Origin of the sequence: Shewanella sp. SM55 (genome assembly GCF_025654025.1) — a bacterium.
In the GTDB taxonomy this organism is placed as follows: domain Bacteria; phylum Pseudomonadota; class Gammaproteobacteria; order Enterobacterales; family Shewanellaceae; genus Shewanella; species Shewanella oncorhynchi.
On record NZ_JAKKRS010000002.1, the window covers coordinates 304,772 to 320,872 of the forward strand.

Genomic DNA, 16,101 nt, shown 5'->3' on the forward strand with positions numbered 1-16,101 from the left:
ACAAAGCGGCTCATTCCAACGAAAATGGTTATTTCCACTAAAGTGACTGCTTAATCAAAACAAATTACGTCGCATTAGGGCTATTGCTTGGGAGATGATGGCTAGCAATGCGATAGTCCGGACGCACAGCCACTAAATGCACAGTGCTTGTGGTACGTTCTAAAAATCCACCTTCACAATAACTTAGGTAAAATTTCCACATCCGAATAAAATCATCGCCATAACCTAAAGCTTGGATTTCGCCTATCGCATGATCAAAATTCTCATGCCAATGTTTTAAGGTTTTAGCGTAATCGAGCCCCATATCATTGAGCGACCAGACCACCATGTCCGTCTGTTTGGCAATGTGACCGACCATTTGGCTCACTGAGGGTAAGCAGCCTCCGGGGAAAATATAACGCTGAATAAAATCCACACTTTTGCGATAACTGTCGTAACGTTGATCGGCAATCGTTATCGCCTGTAGCAGCATGCGCCCATTAGGTTTTAACAATGTTTCCAGCTTTTTAAAGAAGCCTGGTAAATACTCATGCCCCACAGCTTCAATCATCTCGATAGAAACAACCCTGTCGTATTCCCCAGTGAGATTGCGATAGTCCTCAGTCAGCAGCGTCACTTTATCGCTTAGCCCTTCGCGTTCGACACGGGCTTTGGTATAGGCGTATTGCGCATCTGAAATCGTTGTTGTTGTCACGTGCACGCCATAATGCTTAGCCGCATATATAGCCAGCGCGCCCCAGCCAGTACCAATCTCAAGCAAGGTTTGACCCGGCTGTAAATCCAGCCGCTCACAAATAGTCATCAGCTTAAACAACTGCGCTTCCTGCAAACTGGCTTCCTCATGGGGATAAAGCGCGCTCGAATACAACATTTCACGGTCGAGGAATTGCTCATACATAGCATTACCCAAATCATAGTGGGCGAGAATATTCCGCTTTGAGCCCTCTTGAGAATTGCGATTCAGCACATGCTTCACACGGTTTATCGTGCCAGTTAACCAAGAGAATTTGGCTTCAATCTTATCGAGTAAGGCTAAATTACGGGCAAACAGTTGTACGACTTTGGTGAGATCAGGGCTCGTCCAATGGCCTTGAATATAACCTTCACCCGCACCAATGGAGCCAGAAAGCATGATTTGACGATAAAAACTCGGGTGTTTAACCACAAGCGTAGCGTGCAAGTCGGTATGACTCTCACCAAAACGATAACTCTTGTCGCCCTCAACCAAGGTCAAGCAGCCATGTGGGAGACTTTCCAGCGCCTTAAGCAATACTTTACGCGCAATACTGTCGGGCAGTTTCCCTGTGGTGACTGAGGTTTGCGAAGCCGTATTTTCCATGTTATTTCTCCATCTGAGCTGGATGCGGCACAAAGGGCACACGTTTAAAAAAGAGTTTTAGCGCTTGCCAATAAATCCCGAAGAAAATCTTGAGAGTCATAAAAGGGAAGCGAAACAAAAGCGTCCGTAAATTAGCCGCCGTGATCGGTTGGCGTTTCATCACTAAATTGGCATTAAACAGTTTTTTGCCATTCTCTTGGATCGATTTGTTTTCAATACCGATGTTTAAGTCTTCACTCGGCGCAGACACATGCCAGAGATAACGCATATCGAGAGTCATAAAGGGAGACACGTGAAACACTTTGTCAGAAGGTTTGGGCGCGGCTAAATCGACTAAATAGCAATGGCGCTGATCCCAAGGCGTGTTACTCACCTCGGCCAACATGTATAAAGGCGTTTGATCTTGATAACAAAAGTAGAAATTTACTGGGCTAAAATACACGCCAAAATGACGGATCTGACCCACAAACAAAACTCGATCGCACAGTTTATCTGCGCCTAACGCTGCCACTTGAGTCAATACGCGACTCTTGAGTGCAGCTGCGCTCGGATCGACAACAGCCACTTCACCGCTGTCATTGGATGTAGTCGTAAAAGAAGTTAAATAGTCTTTAGGATTGAATCTCAGTAAAGCGTGGCGCTGGCTGGCAAAAACTCGCCCCATGGCACTGATCTTATCGACTTCATCTAAATCAATCGCCAACAGCGCCATGGCATAACTAAAACTATGTTTAATCGGCGTAAAACGGCTGTGGGATACAGTGCCGTAATAAATACCGCTATTGAGCTCTGTCATATTTAGACCTGTCACATTTAAACCTGTCATAGGCTGACACCAAAATGGGCACACACATCAAGTGCACTGCGAACGCCATCTTCATGGAAACCATTGTGCCAATAGGCGCCAGCAAAATGGGTATGATTTTGCCCGGATATTTCCTCACGGCGGCCCTGAGCCTTAAGACTGGCTTCGTTAAACACTGGGTGGGCATAATTGAAGCGGCGTATCACTTTCGCCTCATCAATCAACTCTGACTGATTCAAGGTGACACAAAAGGTCGGCGCATTGGCTGGCAACTGTTGCAGTATGTTCATGTTATAAGTCACTGACGCTGGACGTTTTAGGTTACCATCTAACCTATAATTCCAACTCGCCCAAGCGGCTTTTCGCTTCGGTAAAATACGTGTATCCATGTGCAGCACCACATCGTTATTCTGGTAGCTGAGGTCGCCTAAAATGGCGAGTTCTGTTGGCGTAGGATCGTTTAACATCCGCAGTGCTTGGTCACTATGACAGGCTAAAATCACCTCATCAAATTCCAACCATTCACCGTGAACTTGTAACTTCACCCCATTGCCATGGCGCTCAATACCTGTCACGGGTGAGTTAAGGCGGATATTGTCTTTAAAGGGCGCAATAAGATCAGGAATATAGCTACGCGAGCCCCCCTTTAGCACATACCACTGGGGTCTATCACTGACATTTAATAAACCATGGTGCTGGAAGAAACGAATAAAAAACTTCAACGAAAACGCGCGCATATCTTCTATGCTCGAAGACCAAATCGCTGCGCCCATGGGCAAAATGTAATGCTCAGCGAAAAATGGTGAGAAGTGTTCATTGTCTAAATAATCACCTAAGTTACCTTCGGGATAAATATCCTGTTGATAGAGTGCCTTACAGCCTTTATTGAAGCGCAAAATTTCTTTTAAAAAGGCCCAAAAGCGTGGATTCAGGAGGTTACGCTTTTGGGCAAACAAACTACCTAAATTGTGGCCGTTGTATTCAAGCCCAGTCAGCGCATTGTGCACGCTAAAACTCATCTCAGTCGGTAATATGGTGACATTAAGGCGAGCCAATAAACGTTCAAATCGTGGATATGTTCTGTCATTAAACACGATGAAACCTGTGTCTATAGCGTAGGTTTGCCCTTGATGCTCCACATCGACTGTCGCCGTGTGGCCGCCGATATAGTCATTGGCCTCAAACACTGTAACCCTGTGCGACTCACTTAATAGATGGCCACAGGTTAATCCAGAAATGCCGGTGCCGATGATGGCGATATTTTTCATAAACTATTGTCCTTTAGCGGCTTGGCTTGAGTATCGTTTGCAATCATTTTTTGCCACACAAAGGCAGGTAAAAACGACATCAACTTCAATAGATAAGTAAAGCGTCGCGGAAAATGGATCTCGCGCTTGCCACCTTTCAGCCCATTACGTATCGCCTTAGAAGCGGTTTGTACACTCACTTGCATTGGCATAGAAAAATCATTTTTTGCGGTCAGTGGTGTCGCCACAAAACCAGGGCAAATCAAGCTCACGCCTATGTCGTTCTTGGCAAGATCGAGCGCAAGACTCGAGGCTAAATACTGCACGCCGGCTTTAGAGGCGCCGTAAGCTTCAGCGCGAGGGAAAGGTAAATAAATAGCGCTGGAACTCATTAAGCCAATACGTGAACCCCTTGGCATTAAAGGTAAAAATGCCCCGAGGCAATATCCCATTGCAATTAGATTGGTATGGATAACGCGCTCGAACAACACATCATCGAAAGCCTTAGCATCATCAATATATTCACAACTGCCCGCATTCAAAATGACCAAATCGAGCTGAGAATCTGTTTTCGCCAATAGCTCAGCTACATTTTGGCCAGCTTGTTGAACTTGGTCGCGCTGGGATATATCGAAGATAAACAACGTAGCACCGACTAGTTCATTCAAGGCTAACGACTCTAACCTTTCTTGCGATCGGCCACAGGCAATGACATGCCAACCTAAGGCTAAATAATCCTGAGCCAGTCGCAGCCCAATGCCTGAGCTTGCACCCGTAATCAGCACGGTATTTATTTTCAATGGCTTAACAGCGCTCATTATTTTGCCGCCCTATCTTTGAGCAAACGGATAAGCCCGCCCATGCAAGGCAAATGCTCGTACAACATTTGCCCTAAGTCGAAGTAATCCCTGTGAAAATAAATCTTGTCGTCGAACTTAAGTTGACTCATGCCGTCAACACGGATAAGTTCGCCTTTATTCAACTTAGGGTGGCAATATTGCATCTGCCAAAACAGCGCGGCTTGGTTCGCATCCTGCTGCACTTCTTTGATCTCAAACTGAATATGCTTAACATTCTTATATAACTTCGCGAAGTACTGAGTTAACGACGCTAGCCCTGTGATTTGATGCATAGGATCGGTAAAACTAATACTGTCGTCGTAAACCCGACCTAACAGATGCAAGTTATCTTTATTCAAAGCTTGATAAAGCTGAATAAAATCATCAACAAGCGTATTAGTCTCAGTCGTCGCTTGGTTTATCATCTTGTTATTGCTCCTGATCCTATTTATTGGGCCGTGGCCTTTTTCAATACGCCTAATACGGTTAATGCCCTTGCTCTTGCTGCACTGTGCTCGACAATCGCACTTGGATAAGCCGTTTTAGTGTTGAATAACGGCGGTTCAAACAAGGACGGTGTCTGCGCTGTACTGGGTTGATGTAATTGCTTAATTCCCCAAGATGCGAGCTCTGGTAAATACTTACGGATAAAGCTGCCATCTGGATCAAACTTTTCACTCTGGCTTATAGGATTAAAAATACGGAAATAAGGCTGAGCATCGCAGCCACAACCCGCAGACCACTGCCAGCCGCCATTATTCGCGGCTAAGTCACCATCAATCAGTTTTTGGCGGAAATAGCGCTCGCCCCAGCGCCAGTCAATCAGCAGATGTTTAGTCAGGAAACTCGCCACCACCATACGCAGCCGATTGTGCATCCAACCCGTTTGATTGAGTTGGCGCATAGCCGCATCCACAATCGGATAGCCAGTACGACCTTCACACCAAGCAGCAAACTCCTGCGGGTTATTACGCCACTGCACATGGTCGGCTTGACGATTGAAATTGTGATTCTTAGATAAATCGGGAAATGCCACCAGCAAATGACGGTAAAACTCACGCCAAGTAAGCTCATTTAACCAAGTACGAGCAGGGCTAGTGTCGTCGACAATCACCTCAGGGAATTGATGCAGTAGCGCGGCAACGCATTGTCTTGGGCTCACCACACCAATGGCAAGATAAGGTGAAATTGAGCTAGTACCATCAATGGCGGGGAAATCCCTATCTTGCTTATAATCCTGCACTTTCTGCTGAATAAATGCCGAGAGCAAACGCTTTGCCTGCCCTTCTCCCGCAGCCCAAAGTTCACTCGACACTTTAGTGACATTGTTAAACAAAAGCGGCTTTGGCTCGGCCAACACAGGTCCAAGTGGCGCCGGAACAGGAAGCGGCAAAATGGCATAGCGGGCGGCAATTTCTCGCCACTTACGGCTAAAAGGAGTGAAAACCTTGTACATGTCGCCGGACAAATTCAGCACAGTGCCCGGCTTAAGCAAACAATGCTCATCGGTTAACACCAGAGGAATCCCCGATTGAATACAGGCTTGGTCGCGCTGTTGCTCGTTAATCTCAGGCTCGCGACCAGCAAACACTCGACCAATCCCCAGTTGCTGGCAATAGTGACCGATAAACTCAGGTACATCAGCAAAGGTATCTAACTGAATTAACTCGAATCCAATACCAAGACTCGCCAGTCCTTGGGCAAGTAAATTGATATGACGTTCGATAAAATCCAACTGAATGGGCGCAACGTCATGGCGCTGCCACTGAGCTGGCGTAGCAATGTAAATGGCCTTAAGTGCCACGCCATTCTCCCGCGCCCAATCGCAAGCGGCGGTTAATGCCTGATTATCGGCAAGGCGTAAATCTTGGCGAAACCACATCAGCGCATTATTGCCCTGCACTTTTATTGGAATTGAATCTATTGGCATTGAATCGTTAGCTAATGTCATTGTTTTTCTCGCTATTTATCTGCTCGCTTTGATTCACGGTATTCATCTTTCCACTGTACTTAAGGCTTCTATTCACCTTCCCCGCTAAACGAGATGACATTTTTCCAATCAAGTCCGTCGTCGAAGACGCCAAAAAAGCAGATAAAGAGCTTAACGTTGGCGCAAAAGGACCCATAAACCAGCATGGGAAAGTCATTTGTTCCAATACAGTCAGCATTTCAGTCTGTTCAGAACCCGAATGATTTGAGTCGGGAATAAGCAAAAGTGCATCGACGTTAAGCCTGCCTCGCAGCAAAGGTAAACTGCCCATGGCTTGCTCGCCAAGATCAATAACCGATACCCGCAGCGACGCTAACTCGAGCGATAGAAGTAGAGAAAACAAAATGTTAGTGCGGGTGGAATTAAGCGAGGTATGTACCCCACGGGATAGACTCACCACAGCGATTCTCGCCGTCACGGCCTGTCCATTAAAGGCATGACGTCCACCCACTCGGTTAAGTAACTCGCTCTTTAACCAAGCAATAATTAACTCGGCATCAAGCCGCTCATTCACTAAGTCCTCGAGTTGATTAAGCCAAGGTTGTAGCAACTTTTCTTTCACCAATTGGAAAGGATATAAGCCAAATGCATCATCTAATATCTGCTGTAATTTGTGCTGATTGAAATCGAATAATGCCGTATTGAGCGCAGTGACTTGCTCGCACCATAAATCAATGGCTTGAGTTTGAACTATTTCTGTAAATGAAGATTTAGCAGCACTCATCAGCAAAGGTTTAACCTTACTGATCGCAACACCTTTAGCTAGCCATGCATTAATCTCATGGATTTCTTGGATATTTTCGCTCGTATATAATCTGTGTCCCTTGGGTGTACGTGCAGGGATCACTAAACCAAAACGGCGCTGCCATGCCCTTAAGGTCACGGCATTCACGCCCGTTAAGGCCGACACTTCACCGATGGGGAGTAATATCTCACCATTGGGTTCTGTGTGGGCCGTGTTCTCTATAGTTTGTTTCATATTTCAGTAATAACTCACTAAATCAAAAGCTAAAATCAACTGAATGCGATTAGATAAACGTTAATAGGCATAGCGCAGCTTTAACGCCTCAGGATGAGGGTTTAAGTACACTTGCTCTTCAATATAAGGTGTTGGAAATTCGCGTAAATAATGGTTAATGAGCGTGATAGGTACTAATAACGGCAATAGACCTTGGCGATATTTCATAATCGCTTCAGACAGTTCTATCTTTTGCTCTTTGCTCAAATGCTTTTTAAAGTAACCCTGAATATGCTGCAGCGTACTGGTATGATTTTTACGGGTCGCATTAATTTTCAGCGCCGTCATAAAGCCTTCAAAGTAGCGGGTCGCGCTTTGCTCAAGATCCTCAATATTGGCCACTATCGGCCCAAGCTCGCGATACCATGTCGGGCTGTGTGCCATTAATAGGTATTTATAGCGGGAATGAAACTTCACTAACTTATGCTTAGTCAGCCCTTCATGTTTCATCAGGTGCCAATCGTGATAGGCATAAACGCGGGTGAAAAAGTTCTCCCGCAGCACCATGTCATGCAAGCGGCCTTCTTCTTCCACGGGCAATAGTGGATACCGTTCCATCAACTTGCGAGCAAATACACCAATGCCAGACTTAGAACCATTGTTAGTGCCAATTTTATACTCTGTTACCCGCTCCATGCCGCAGGTTGGCGACTTAGCGCAAAGTAAGTATCCTCCGAGGAAATCGAGCTCTTCAACCTTGTTTTCGCTGTATTCATTGAGCTTATCGGTCACATCTAAGCTACCGTCACCACTCTGAACTAAGATGGTTTCCCCATCACGGACTAGTCGGATACTTTTACGGGGCGCACCTAAGCCAATCGCTATTTCTGGACAGATAGGCACATAATCGAAAAATTGCTTAATCTCTTGATTACAATAGGTCGAATTTTTATGTCCACCATCAAAACGAACCTTCTCCCCTAATAGACAAGCGCTGATCCCAATCTGAATTCGCTGCGGGTTAAACTTGTACATAAGTCGACTCCTTGTATCACTATGTCTTTAATTACGGACCATAGTTGTACAAGGATCAAGTTTTTGTATAAATATTTTTTAAAAGTATCGTTTAACAGTGACTCCTGATAAATCAACCACAAATAAACCTAACTTGGCCTATAACTTGCTAATTCAAATTGCAAAGTTGTCATCAGATAATATTGAAACGTCCAGCAACACCCATTAGTTAACCGCTCAACATTTTAAACCGCAGGTGGCCAAGGGACAGATTCATACATAAAGGAGTCGGATATGAGCACAATTAACCCTAATAGTTATACCAATACCTTTGCGAAAAGTTATGCCAATGTGCCACTCAAGCAAGTCGAGCCGAGCACAAATGGCCTAGGAACTCGTGCAAATTCAATGATGTCGGCGAATCTAACGTCATCAATAAGCCAAGATACTGTAACGCTCTCCTCTGCAGCATCGGTAACGACTGCCGATACCTATAGCCATCTGGCCCCTAACGCTAAACAAGGCTACACGGGTAATGTGCAAGCCATTGCAGGCACGCCTGAACCAGACAAAAGCATCAACAGGTTGGACAAAGCCATGCAGGCTATTTTAGATAACCGTACAGGAGTCGATAGGGATAAAATTAATAAGATAGAGGAAGAAATGGCGAAGGTTGCCGCCGATAAAACTTTATCTGAAGAACAAAAAGCCAAGCAACTAGAATTACTGCAAGCGCAAAAATTGGATCTGATTAAAGAATCATCGGAGAAAAATGAAGAGCGGCAACGTCGTATCGAGCCCGAGGTGTATTACAGCTAACCGAGAAATGACCCGCAAAGGAAAAAATAGGCAGTGAAGGAAGTAACTGGTGGGATACAGAGTGTATTTTCTCGGTGAAATATCAGTCTAATCATTTGAAGCTAGACTGATATTTTATAATGTCGCTCAATCCGTTACTAAAGACACCAACGCTTAGGATTGTTTTTCTACCTTATTAATACTGCCCTTATACCCAGTTTCGTCGACGGCCTTAAGCAAACTATCTAGATTAAAATCCTCTGGCACTGTCACTAAGGCTTGCTCAGTTTTTAACGAAGCCTTGGCCTTAATCACCCCATCGGTTTTACGCAGCGCTTTATTCACGACAGTGACACACAGCGGACAAGTCATGCCCTTAACATCTAAGGTGACCAGCACGTTTGCCGCCCAGCTCGACGCTGAACACAGACTTAAGGCGAGAAATAACACTAACTTCATTCAAGCACCTCTAATAACCAAGGTAATACAAAAGGATATGACTGAAATACCAGCACAACAAGTACAGTTAACCAGTACAGCCACTGCATCTGAGTACGACTCAACGTCGCGGTACACAGTGGCTTTTTAGCAAAATAGAGCCGCCAAAATCCCATCAGAATCAGCCCAGACGACAGTATCAACATGGGCACTTGCAGCCAGCTCAGTTGCTCAATCCCCGACAGACTTGCGGCCGACACCCCGAACACCAGATAAATAAGCGGTGCAATACAGCATAGGCTTGAAGCAACCGCAGCAACCACTGCGGCGACCATAGTCGCTAAGAGTCCCTTAGCGTTGTTCGGTTGACTGGTAGTCATAGGCAAACACTTTAGGCTCATAATAGTTCACGGGATCGCCATCAACTTCGGCATACGGGTAGCCAAAATTATTCAGTGGTGTCTGTTCGGCTGTAGGGAATAAATCAAAGTCACGGCCATAGTTAAAGCCAACCCAGTTCATTTCCCAATTGCCAAAGAGGTAATCATTCACGGCCTGAACTGCGGGATCGTTGTGTTCCTTTTTCTCCGTCAAACGCATTTTTGTCACATCAGCAGGATCGGCTGGCAACCAACCATAACCCGCTAAATAGAACATAGCGCGACAATGTTGACCACCACTGACATCGGCAACCCCTTTGTCATCGGCACTACCAAAGGCCTTTTTAGAGTATTCGCCCATCTTGATCGCCTGACCTAAGCGAATCCCAAACATCTCACGGGCAGGGATCCCCACTGCGCGCATTAGCGCCACAAATACTGAGTTAATATCAGTACACTTACCGCCTAACTTGCCACTTTCGAGGATACTTGCTACATCACCCGTACCACAGCCAATCACGCTATTATCGCGAAACATATTAGCGCTAACCCAAAGATAAATCAGTCGTGCTTGCTTCAGTGGTTCAGTCTCGCTACCAACGATCTTATCTGCTGTTTGCTTCACAATACCATTAAGCGGCATGTGTTTAGTCGGCAGCAAATAACGTTCAACATCTGCAGGATAATGTATCTGCTCTGGGGTGCGGTAATGGGTTAAGGCACCGCTTTTAACGGGTTCCCAATCTATCGTTTCAATATCAAGCTCAACCGTTATTGTCATGTTCGCTTTGGCATCGGGCCAAGTCGCAAACAGGGTTTTGGCGCCATAACTGTTGTTTGAGCTGATATAGGCGTCTTTAAAACTACCCGTAAAATTCAGCTGACTCACCAATTGGAATTGCGTGTCTTCGGGCAAAGGGATCCACAACTTAACCACACCCTCAGACCCTTCTGGGGCAATAAAATGGTAAGTATTGATTAAGGTAAAACGGCGGCGTCCATCGCTTGAGCCATGTTCAACGACACTCGATTTAGAGGAAGATGCCAGTACTGGCGTGATAAAACCCGCAGTCGACAAAATAGCCGCACTTTTTAAAAAATTGCGTCTTTGCATTATGACATTCCTTTTATTGGATCATGTTTAGGAAGAAGAGAAACTCAACATAAGAGAGCAAGATTATAGGTGCTATAGCACTGTGCAGCAATCAAGCTGCTAACCATACAGTATAAAACCACTACATCGGAGAAAAAGACTCAGTAAAATATGCTACAGCGTTGGCATACACATGAAAATGGAATAAATATCGACGTTGACTTAACAAGCATAATCAATGATAGATTTAGAGCATTTTTATGTAAAAAGCCCAATTTTAGTTTAATAAAAAAGTATCAATTGCGTTATTTTTATAATCTAAAGGCTAAATAACAACCATATTTAGCTTTGGCTAATATTGTTAATAAAAATAATTATCTCACCACTTTTCACTCAAGCTTTGAGTCTCTCATTTAGCAAAATCAGTAATATTCTTTGGCAAATATTACCTAACGCTTTTTACTCATAAGATATCAAACTTATCTTTCAAAATGGGAGTTAGACCACCATGTTGCAAAAATGTTTAATAAAAGTTTGCGTATGTTTATACCTGTTCTAGGCTTAAAAACGAATATACTCACTTAAAGGGCTTTTTTATGAAACATAAGCTTTCATTAGGTCTTTGCTCACTTTTGCTCAGCTCTACCGCTTATGCAGAAGTCAACATTTCAGGTTTTGCCTCAGTTGTTGCAGGTCAAGTTCTCGAAGGTTCGGGCGTTGCAGAGTTTGATTTAGGCCCCACCTTTCTCGCCGACTATCCACTCGTTGGCGCCTATGATGAAGATATTAGTTTCAAACCCGATACCTTATTTGGTATTCAATTCTCAGCGGATTTGCTCGAAGGTTTATCTGCCACTGCACAGGTTGTTTCCCGGGGGGCTGATGACTTTTCGGCAAGTTTTGAATGGGCTTATCTGTCCTATGAGATCAATGAGCATTGGACAGTACAAGGAGGTAAAAAACGCTTACCGCTCTACTATTACAGTGACTTTTTTGATGTTGGATATGCTTATCCTTGGATACGTCCACCCGCAGATAATTACACATGGCAAATATTTAACTACACAGGTGTCAGCGCCTTATATAACTATTTAATTGGCGACTGGACTATGTCTGGACAAGTCTATTACGGTAGCGAAGATAGCGAACCTAATAAGCTTTTATCTGATTTTTTCTTCCTCGAAAATACCCGAGAAGTATGGAAGGATATAGGCGGTATTGTTGTTCAATTCAACAAAGATTGGTTAGATATTCGCCTCACGCATATGCAATACACTAACGAACGTTATATTGGTGGTATTCAGCAGGAATGGAATGGTAGCAACCAACGTACGGGTAAGTTTTATGGCCTATCCGTTAATATAGATTATGAGAATTTCCTTTTTTTATCTGAGCTTAACCGCTTAGATCTCGATGGGAGTAATCTAGATACTTATCTTCTCTCGTTCGGCTATCGTATCGATTCAGTGATGCCTTACATTTCCTATTCAGACTTCAATGATGGTGAAGGCGGTGAAGTTCACCATACAAGTTCTGCAGGTATACGTTGGGATTTCCATCCTTCGGCGGCCTTTAAAATTCAGTATGATGACGTTAAAGATGACGGTGGCCCAGGTATGAAAGTCGCAGGGGATTCGAAATCCATCAGTCTTGGCATTGACTTAGTATTTTAGGAGAGAGAAATGAATAAGTTACTTTGCTTAATCCTACTCAGCTTAGTCTCAATGCCACTATTTGCGGGTGTGGTTGTCATCGTTCATCCCAGTAATGCAGACACTGTCGACCAAAAGGTTATTGAAAATATTTTTCTAGGGAAAACAAAGACCTTTCCTGGTGGAGCGCAAGCCGTGCCGGTCAATCTTGACAGTGCTATGCCCTTAAGGGAAACCTTTGATACTAAAGTGCTGGGCAAGTCATCCAGCCAACTTAAGTCATATTGGTCACAAAAAGTATTTACAGGCAAAGGAACGCCACCCAAGGAAGTCACTAGTGGGGCGGAGATGATAAAATTAGTTGCATCGAACCCCAATATTATTGGCTATATTGATAGTAGTGAGGCCAATGATTCGGTAAAAGTTATTGCCGAGTTTTAGATTGGAGTGCCGAGCTCAAGCTCGGCACAACTTGGGGGCAAGGGATGAATTTCTTTAATGATATTTCTATTTTTAAAAAAGTTATCGCGATATTTATTTTAGCAGTCATCATTTTCGCTTTAAACTTAAGCATTAGTGTCATCTCCATAAATAAAAATCGCACCACACTTAATTATATGGAGCAGCAAGTTTACCAAAGAGTTGAACTCGCCAATCAAAACGTGTTTTTTATCCAACGACTCGATGAACTTTATACTCAATCGGTTTCTTTTGCCGACGAAGACCTGTTAACAAATGCAGGTACTATGTATGAATCTTTACGTAAAAACCTACAACAATTAGATAGTGTCGATCCCTCACAAGCCAATAAACTCAGCAATCTATCCGCTAAATTAACCCGCTATAACGACATGACGATTAAGCTGGCTAAAGGCATGTTGGCGGGTACGATTGATATGGCAAACATTGGCCAGATCAGCCAAGAAAAATCCCAAGCCTATGAAGCTGTACTTAATGAAATACAAGATTACAAACAAAGCAAAGTACTCGAATTTAAACAATCGATAAAAGAAGCTGGCGACAGATCTGCGCAAAGTTTGTGGCTCACCCTCTCCATCGGCATCGCTTTGCTGATCGTGATGTTGATTGTCACTATTGCCATAGCACGCGCTATCAGCTCATCTGCGCGTAATGTCGCCCAGTCACTGAGTGAGCTGGCCGATGGCAAAGGCGATCTTAGTCATCAGCTCAAAGTATCTGGTAGCGATGAACTCGGCCAAGTATCAAGTAACTTCAATCGATTTCTTCGCTTGCTCGGAGATTCTATTCGAAGGGTGGTGAATGTTACCGATCCCTTACTTGATAGCTCGCGCTCACTCAAACAGCGCATGGAAGATGCGACGCATGCCACCCAGCGGCAAAGCCATGATGCCAGCGCAGTACAAGTCTCAATGGAAGACATGCGTCACTCTGTCATCGAAATCTCGCAAAATGCCCGCCAAGCCGCCAGTGCAGCACAGGTCGCGGAGAAAGAAGCGATGCAAGGTATGACAGTCGTTCAGCGCACAATCGATATTTCACAGCAATTAAATACAGGAATTCAGGCGGCTTCTAACTCGATCAACGAGCTCGCTAGAGATACTGAAAATGTCACCTCTATCTTAAATGTGATTACCTCTATTGCCGAGCAAACCAACCTGTTGGCACTTAATGCCGCCATCGAAGCCGCCCGCGCGGGTGAGCAAGGACGAGGCTTTGCCGTAGTCGCTGATGAGGTCCGCGCCCTTGCCTCTAAAACAGCCGATGCAACCACTGAAATTCGCCATGTGTTACAAAACCTTAAAACGGCGGCCATTTCCTCGGTCAATACCATGAATGTGGCGATGTCGAAGTCATCGGAAAATGAAACCAATGCTCAAAATACAGGGAGTGCACTGAAATCAATTCAACAGCAGATTGTCAGTATCAATAGTATGAATACTCACATTGCCTCGGCAACGGAAGAGCAAGCCTCGGTTGCTTCTCAAGTGGTCGATAACGTCGTCAATATGAATGCTTCATTTGAACAGACATTGCAAATTCTGTCGCAGGTTCGCAATGTTTCTGAGGGATTAGTCGATTTTGCCGATGAACTGAAAAACGCCACATCTCAATTCAAACTTTGACCATAGAGCATTATCGAAATGATTGCTCAACATAGAAAACCGGTATTGAGTTTACACTTAATACCGGTTTTTAATTCCTTAAAGCTTATCTTTTTGTACCACTTTATCCGTGTTAACTAAACGCTAAGAAGGGGGATACGCACAGCAATAAGCCTGTGATAATAATGATATACAGCGACACGCCCTTGTACTTATGTAATGCAGGTACTTGGTACACTAAATAAGCGGGGATCAAACAACCGACTAAACCAAAAATTGGACTACAAATCGACGTAAAGCTCAGCACTGGCGCATTCAACACAATCGCGCCCCAAGATAATAGAATGGTAAAAATCATAATGCCGTAACCCACAAGCTTTTTGTTGATACGATCTTCAGGCATATAACGGCGCAGCATGTTCATGGTCAATCCTTGGCAAGCTTCCCTAAAACCAAGATATACGCCAAAGTAAGCCGTCATCACCGCAAAAATATTCAAGGTTAAACTCAGCAATTTCAGTGTTTGTCCCTGCATACCTTGGGCAACCATAGCAAGAGCCGAGATATTTTCTTCCGATGCACGCACGGCTTGATCATGACCCATTGCCAGCGTGAATGACACTGCATAGAAAAACACCACGACAAACAAGACTCCAAAGGCAATATTCATTGCGCGCATCGCTTTAAAGCGCGCTACCGCAAGGGATTTTTCCCGCGAACGGTATGAAATCACCATAGGGCTTAAACTTTGAATAAACAGAATCGATGTTAGCGTAAAGGGCAGCATAACGACCGCATCTTTTAACCAATCTCCCGTGGCTGGGATAGCGCCGATATTATTGATATCCCATTTATCCACCATCAATAACCCTAGCACGGCGACAACGCCCAACTTAGTCAGTACCATAAAAGTAGAGATCTTAAACAAAAGATTCTCACCGCGGGAGGCTAAAGCAACTAAGCCGCAGATCAAGGCTAAACCATAGAAAGGATTTTCTGACAATAACGCTTTAGTGACCCCAAAACTTTGCAAAAATGAAGCACTGTCGTTTGTAATGGCCGTTGAATAAACGAACACCCAAATGACCAGCATGATGAAATACAAACCACCCAACAACATACCCCAGTTTTTACCTAAGTAACCCGAAATCACACTCGGGTAATCCTTACATTCTGGAGATTCTGCTAAGGTATTGATAAACAACCGTTGGAACATATACATGGCAGGATAGCCAATAATGCCAGACAGTAAGAAAACCCATAACCCCATCAAACCGACCTGCACAGGCAAGAATACGATCCCCGCGCCAATCGCCATTCCTATACTCATGATAATCCAGCCCCAATCCGTACTATCGAAGCGGGTATCTGCTTTCCACTGTGCAGCAGTAATTGTTGCATCCATCATTTCACCTTTACCTAGTTGGTATTATTTTGTGCAAATATATTTGAACAAAACAAACT

At 44.3% G+C, this 16,101-nt stretch carries 16 protein-coding genes; 4 read left to right on the top strand and 12 right to left on the bottom strand.

The window, feature by feature from the left end; genetic code table 11:
* Positions 1 to 64 precede the first annotated feature (64 nt).
* From L5L91_RS04655 to L5L91_RS04690, 8 genes are read right to left on the bottom strand one after another with little or no spacing between them, the layout of a single operon-like run.
* Complete coding sequence (locus L5L91_RS04655; protein WP_263162105.1) at positions 65 to 1,339, bottom strand: SAM-dependent methyltransferase; 1,275 nt, start codon at positions 1,337 to 1,339, stop codon at positions 65 to 67.
* 1 nt (position 1,340) lies between these two features.
* Entirely contained in the window at positions 1,341 to 2,165 is an 825-nt protein-coding gene (locus L5L91_RS04660; RefSeq protein WP_263162101.1) for a DUF1365 domain-containing protein, read from the bottom strand.
* Entirely contained in the window at positions 2,162 to 3,412 is a 1,251-nt protein-coding gene (locus L5L91_RS04665; protein WP_263235785.1) for an NAD(P)/FAD-dependent oxidoreductase, read from the bottom strand. The genes L5L91_RS04660 and L5L91_RS04665 overlap by 4 nt, the downstream gene beginning before the upstream one ends.
* Positions 3,409 to 4,209 carry an SDR family NAD(P)-dependent oxidoreductase gene (locus tag L5L91_RS04670; RefSeq protein WP_173497571.1) on the bottom strand — a complete coding sequence of 267 codons (801 nt, stop codon included), beginning with the start codon at positions 4,207 to 4,209 and terminating at the stop codon, positions 3,409 to 3,411. Before L5L91_RS04670 ends, L5L91_RS04665 begins: the two co-directional genes overlap by 4 nt.
* The gene (locus L5L91_RS04675) at positions 4,209 to 4,655 is read right to left on the bottom strand and encodes a nuclear transport factor 2 family protein (RefSeq protein WP_173243599.1); all 447 of its coding nucleotides are present in this window, start codon (positions 4,653 to 4,655) and stop codon (positions 4,209 to 4,211) included. The genes L5L91_RS04670 and L5L91_RS04675 overlap by 1 nt, the downstream gene beginning before the upstream one ends.
* Before the next feature lie 23 nt (positions 4,656 to 4,678).
* Complete coding sequence (gene phrB / locus L5L91_RS04680) at positions 4,679 to 6,181, bottom strand: deoxyribodipyrimidine photo-lyase (RefSeq protein ID WP_263235786.1); 1,503 nt, start codon at positions 6,179 to 6,181, stop codon at positions 4,679 to 4,681.
* Complete coding sequence (locus L5L91_RS04685) at positions 6,168 to 7,199, bottom strand: MerR family transcriptional regulator (protein WP_198573744.1); 1,032 nt, start codon at positions 7,197 to 7,199, stop codon at positions 6,168 to 6,170. The genes phrB and L5L91_RS04685 overlap by 14 nt, the downstream gene beginning before the upstream one ends.
* Positions 7,200 to 7,259: 60 nt before the next feature.
* Positions 7,260 to 8,213 carry a YbgA family protein gene (locus tag L5L91_RS04690; RefSeq protein WP_198573745.1) on the bottom strand — a complete coding sequence of 318 codons (954 nt, stop codon included), beginning with the start codon at positions 8,211 to 8,213 and terminating at the stop codon, positions 7,260 to 7,262.
* Positions 8,214 to 8,486: 273 nt separating this feature from the next.
* Here L5L91_RS04690 and L5L91_RS04695 point away from each other — a divergent pair, with 273 nt between their 5' ends.
* On the top strand, positions 8,487 to 9,011 hold the full coding sequence (locus L5L91_RS04695) for a hypothetical protein (protein ID WP_263235788.1): 525 nt from the start codon (positions 8,487 to 8,489) through the stop codon (positions 9,009 to 9,011).
* 153 nt (positions 9,012 to 9,164) lie between these two features.
* On the opposite strand, the gene L5L91_RS04700 is transcribed toward L5L91_RS04695, so the two are convergent.
* Genes L5L91_RS04700 through L5L91_RS04710 form a run of 3 tightly spaced genes read right to left on the bottom strand, consistent with a single transcriptional unit; the run spans position 9,165 to position 10,922 of the window.
* On the bottom strand, positions 9,165 to 9,449 hold the full coding sequence (locus tag L5L91_RS04700) for a heavy-metal-associated domain-containing protein (protein WP_028761311.1): 285 nt from the start codon (positions 9,447 to 9,449) through the stop codon (positions 9,165 to 9,167).
* On the bottom strand, positions 9,446 to 9,763 hold the full coding sequence (locus tag L5L91_RS04705) for a mercuric transporter MerT family protein (protein WP_317630165.1): 318 nt from the start codon (positions 9,761 to 9,763) through the stop codon (positions 9,446 to 9,448). Before L5L91_RS04705 ends, L5L91_RS04700 begins: the two co-directional genes overlap by 4 nt.
* A gap of 16 nt (positions 9,764 to 9,779) precedes the next feature.
* Complete coding sequence (locus L5L91_RS04710; protein ID WP_263235790.1) at positions 9,780 to 10,922, bottom strand: transglutaminase-like domain-containing protein; 1,143 nt, start codon at positions 10,920 to 10,922, stop codon at positions 9,780 to 9,782.
* 575 nt (positions 10,923 to 11,497) lie between these two features.
* On the opposite strand from L5L91_RS04710, the gene L5L91_RS04715 reads away from it, so the two are divergent.
* The 3 genes from L5L91_RS04715 to L5L91_RS04725 are packed head-to-tail and all read left to right on the top strand — an operon-like array spanning position 11,498 to position 14,658.
* Entirely contained in the window at positions 11,498 to 12,574 is a 1,077-nt protein-coding gene (locus L5L91_RS04715; RefSeq protein ID WP_263162092.1) for a porin, read from the top strand.
* 9 nt (positions 12,575 to 12,583) lie between these two features.
* Complete coding sequence (locus L5L91_RS04720; RefSeq protein ID WP_105251847.1) at positions 12,584 to 12,994, top strand: phosphate ABC transporter substrate-binding protein; 411 nt, start codon at positions 12,584 to 12,586, stop codon at positions 12,992 to 12,994.
* A 44-nt stretch (positions 12,995 to 13,038) separates the two neighbouring features.
* Positions 13,039 to 14,658 (top strand): methyl-accepting chemotaxis protein, encoded by a 1,620-nt coding sequence (locus L5L91_RS04725; protein ID WP_168823013.1) that lies wholly within the window; start codon positions 13,039 to 13,041, stop codon positions 14,656 to 14,658.
* 112 nt (positions 14,659 to 14,770) lie between these two features.
* Here the strand turns inward: L5L91_RS04725 and L5L91_RS04730 are convergent, their stop codons facing one another.
* Positions 14,771 to 16,042, bottom strand: a complete 1,272-nt coding sequence (locus L5L91_RS04730) for an amino acid permease (protein ID WP_028761316.1) — start codon at positions 16,040 to 16,042, stop codon at positions 14,771 to 14,773.
* Positions 16,043 to 16,101 lie beyond the last annotated feature (59 nt).

What these genes read in the sequence shown, in the direction of transcription:
- L5L91_RS04655 (WP_263162105.1), bottom strand. Translation starts at nt 1,339, where the DNA reads ATGGAAAATACGGCTTCGCAAACCTCAGTCACCACAGGGAAACTGCCC.
- L5L91_RS04660 (WP_263162101.1), bottom strand. Translation starts at nt 2,165, where the DNA reads ATGACAGGTTTAAATGTGACAGGTCTAAATATGACAGAGCTCAATAGC.
- L5L91_RS04665 (WP_263235785.1), bottom strand. Translation starts at nt 3,412, where the DNA reads ATGAAAAATATCGCCATCATCGGCACCGGCATTTCTGGATTAACCTGT.
- L5L91_RS04670 (WP_173497571.1), bottom strand. Translation starts at nt 4,209, where the DNA reads ATGAGCGCTGTTAAGCCATTGAAAATAAATACCGTGCTGATTACGGGT.
- L5L91_RS04675 (WP_173243599.1), bottom strand. Translation starts at nt 4,655, where the DNA reads ATGATAAACCAAGCGACGACTGAGACTAATACGCTTGTTGATGATTTT.
- phrB (WP_263235786.1), bottom strand. Translation starts at nt 6,181, where the DNA reads ATGACATTAGCTAACGATTCAATGCCAATAGATTCAATTCCAATAAAA.
- L5L91_RS04685 (WP_198573744.1), bottom strand. Translation starts at nt 7,199, where the DNA reads ATGAAACAAACTATAGAGAACACGGCCCACACAGAACCCAATGGTGAG.
- L5L91_RS04690 (WP_198573745.1), bottom strand. Translation starts at nt 8,213, where the DNA reads ATGTACAAGTTTAACCCGCAGCGAATTCAGATTGGGATCAGCGCTTGT.
- L5L91_RS04695 (WP_263235788.1), top strand. Translation starts at nt 8,487, where the DNA reads ATGAGCACAATTAACCCTAATAGTTATACCAATACCTTTGCGAAAAGT.
- L5L91_RS04700 (WP_028761311.1), bottom strand. Translation starts at nt 9,449, where the DNA reads ATGAAGTTAGTGTTATTTCTCGCCTTAAGTCTGTGTTCAGCGTCGAGC.
- L5L91_RS04705 (WP_317630165.1), bottom strand. Translation starts at nt 9,763, where the DNA reads ATGGTCGCCGCAGTGGTTGCTGCGGTTGCTTCAAGCCTATGCTGTATT.
- L5L91_RS04710 (WP_263235790.1), bottom strand. Translation starts at nt 10,922, where the DNA reads ATGCAAAGACGCAATTTTTTAAAAAGTGCGGCTATTTTGTCGACTGCG.
- L5L91_RS04715 (WP_263162092.1), top strand. Translation starts at nt 11,498, where the DNA reads ATGAAACATAAGCTTTCATTAGGTCTTTGCTCACTTTTGCTCAGCTCT.
- L5L91_RS04720 (WP_105251847.1), top strand. Translation starts at nt 12,584, where the DNA reads ATGAATAAGTTACTTTGCTTAATCCTACTCAGCTTAGTCTCAATGCCA.
- L5L91_RS04725 (WP_168823013.1), top strand. Translation starts at nt 13,039, where the DNA reads ATGAATTTCTTTAATGATATTTCTATTTTTAAAAAAGTTATCGCGATA.
- L5L91_RS04730 (WP_028761316.1), bottom strand. Translation starts at nt 16,042, where the DNA reads ATGGATGCAACAATTACTGCTGCACAGTGGAAAGCAGATACCCGCTTC.